Here is a 2505-nt window from a genome sequence, read left to right as displayed (position 1 = left end):
GCAGGCCCTTGAGCGGCAGGTCGGGTCCTTTGACAAAGGCCCAGCCGACCAGGGCCAGGGTCAGCCCGCCCATGACAAGCACTGCGGAGTCCATGCCTAGCAAAGTGGGTGATGATCTCTTTTTGCTCCGGTGGTCATCATCACCCACTGTGTTTTCCTTTCGGGCCACCAGCTCGACCACCAGGCTTGCCCGGCGGGTCGGACGACTGGACGCCTTTTGAATTGGTACTCATGAACGAGCCGCCAGACGCCGGCTGTTTTTCACATCGCGGTAGACCAGCTGCGGTTGGTCCTCCACCGGCTCGGCCGCAGCCCGCAGCACGACCTCATGCCGGGGGGAGAGTTTGCACACCGGGTCGGTTGCCGCAGCGTCGCCGGTCAGCAGAAAGGCCTGACACCGACAGCCGCCAAAGTCCTGCTCCTTATGCGGACAGCTGCGGCACGGCTCCTGCATCCAGTCGTAACCGCGAAAGGCGTTCAGCCCCGGCGAGTCGCGCCAGATTTCGGGCAGCGGCCGGGTTTTGACGCTCTCAAAGCGCAGCTGCTCAATCGCGTGGGCGGCGTGGCAGGGCAGGACTTCGCCGGTCGGCGTGATGCACATATAGCTGCGCGCCCAGCCGCCCGAGCAGGCCTTGGGCGCGTCTTCGTAATAGTCGATTTTGACAAAGGCAATCTCCATCGTGCCTTCGTACTTTTTCCGCGCTTCCCGGGCGATGGCCTCGGCGTGTTCGTAGCGGTCACGGGGCGGCAGCAGAGCCCGGCGGTTCTCGAACGCCCAGGCGTAGTACTGGGTGTTGGCCAGCTCGATCCGCTGGGCGCCGAGTTCGGCGGCCTGGTCGATCAGTTCGGGCACGTGCTCGATGTTCAGACGGTGCAGAACGACATTGATCGTCAGCGGATAGCCGAGGCGTTTAATCAGCCGGGCGACCTCGAGCTTCTTATCGTAGGACTTAAGGCCGGCCACCAGATCGGCCGCGTCGCGCTCGGTGTCCTGTAGGCTGAGCTGAACGTGGTCCAGACCGCAGTCACGAAATTCTGTGAGCTTGGCCTCGCTGAGCAGCGTCCCGCCGGTGATCAGGTTGGTGTACAGGTCGCACGCCCGGGCGTGTCGAATCAGGGCCGGGATATCCTTGCGGACCAGCGGCTCACCGCCCGACAGATGGACCTGGACAACGCCCAGGTCGGCCGCATCGCTGAAGGTCTGGCACCACTGCTCGGTGCTGAGTTCGTCCTGCATGGCGTGGAACTCGAGCGGGTTGGAACAGTACAGACACCTGAGCGGGCAGCGGTAGCTCAGTTCGGCGACCAGGGTGTAGGGGCGCGGAGCGGGCATCTAGACCTCCAGCAGCCCGCGGCTGCGGATGCGGGTCAGCAACTGCGTGACGTTGTCTTCGACCACCTGGCGCTCGGCGGTGGGAAACTTGTCCAGCAGGGCGTCGACGATCTGAGCCACGGTCCGTTCTCCATCACACAGCTTGAGCACCTCGGCGGCGGTGGCGTTCAGCTTGAGCGCGGCTTCGGGAAACATCAGCATGTGTTGCTGCTCGATCTTATCCCACCGCAGACGGGCTTTTGCGGCCAGCCGGGGACGCCAGGTTTCTTGCGACTCAGACATACGTGTGCCTCTGGACGACGGTCTTATTCCCCCCACAGCGGCGGCAGCAGGCCCGGAGAGACATACGCGAAATGGACAGCGTCGAGCAGGCACCACAGGATATGGCACTTGGTTCTCAGGGCCAGGATGGCCTGCTCCTGCTGCTCCCGCGTATGGCACTCTTGAATCACATACTCAAGGCCGAATTCAACGTCGCGCGGCGCCTGGCTCAGACGGGCCCGAAAATACTCCAGCCCCTGCTGTTCGACCCACGGGTAGTGCTCCTCGAAGGCTGGCAGGCGTCGGGCCATCAGGCTCGGGGCAAACAGTTCGGTCAGCGACGAGGCCACAGCCTCCATCAGCGAGTGGTCTTTGACATAGGTCAGATAGGCGTCAACCGCAAAGCGCACGCCGGGCAGCACATAGCGCAGCGCAACCATGTCTTGGCGCGCAAGACCGGCCGCCTCGCCCAGGACCAGCCACTTATGGATCCCGCCGTCGGGGTTGTCGGTGGTGCCGTCGTGGTCGAGAATGCGCTGAATCCAGGCCCGCCGAACCGCCGGGTCTTCGATGCGGGCCATGATCGCCGCGTCTTTTTTGGGGATGATCGTCTGGTAGTAGAAGCGGTTCTCAATCCAGGCCTGCAACTGGCGCTTGGTCAGCCTGCCCTCGTGCATCAGGATATGAAACGGATGCTTGTCGTGGTAGCCGGCCTCGCCCACCGCGCGCAGGCGCTGGACGAATTCTTCCCGGCTCCACATGTGTGTTGCACTCACGGCTTACACCTCAAAGTCCATGCCATCGAAGGCCACCTCCCAGCCGGCCGCTTCAACCGCCCGGCGCTGGTCCGAGTCCTCAATGAGTACGGGGTTGGTATTGTTCAGATGGGTGTAGATCTTCCGGGCCTTGTT

Annotated in this window: 3 protein-coding genes; all 3 read right to left on the bottom strand. The window is 63.4% G+C overall.

Features of this window, described 5'->3' with window-relative positions; translation table 11 throughout:
- Positions 1-229 precede the first annotated feature (229 nt).
- From pqqE to pqqC, 3 genes are read right to left on the bottom strand one after another with little or no spacing between them, the layout of a single operon-like run.
- Positions 230-1333 carry a pyrroloquinoline quinone biosynthesis protein PqqE gene (gene pqqE, locus J4F42_20235; protein ID MCE2487849.1) on the bottom strand — a complete coding sequence of 368 codons (1104 nt, stop codon included), beginning with the start codon at positions 1331-1333 and terminating at the stop codon, positions 230-232.
- A complete protein-coding gene (pqqD, locus tag J4F42_20230; GenBank protein ID MCE2487848.1) occupies positions 1334-1615 on the bottom strand; it encodes a pyrroloquinoline quinone biosynthesis peptide chaperone PqqD in 282 nt (93 codons plus the stop codon).
- A gap of 23 nt (positions 1616-1638) precedes the next feature.
- Positions 1639-2370 (bottom strand): pyrroloquinoline-quinone synthase PqqC, encoded by a 732-nt coding sequence (gene pqqC, locus J4F42_20225; GenBank protein ID MCE2487847.1) that lies wholly within the window; start codon positions 2368-2370, stop codon positions 1639-1641.
- Positions 2371-2505: the final 135 nt, after the last annotated feature.

This window comes from Desulfurellaceae bacterium (assembly GCA_021296095.1).
Taxonomy (GTDB): Bacteria; Desulfobacterota; Binatia; order Bin18; family Bin18; genus JAAXHF01.
This window is presented reverse-complemented; position numbering and strand designations above follow the sequence as displayed.

What these genes read in the sequence shown, in the direction of transcription:
- pqqE (MCE2487849.1), bottom strand. Translation starts at nt 1,333, where the DNA reads ATGCCCGCTCCGCGCCCCTACACCCTGGTCGCCGAACTGAGCTACCGC.
- pqqD (MCE2487848.1), bottom strand. Translation starts at nt 1,615, where the DNA reads ATGTCTGAGTCGCAAGAAACCTGGCGTCCCCGGCTGGCCGCAAAAGCC.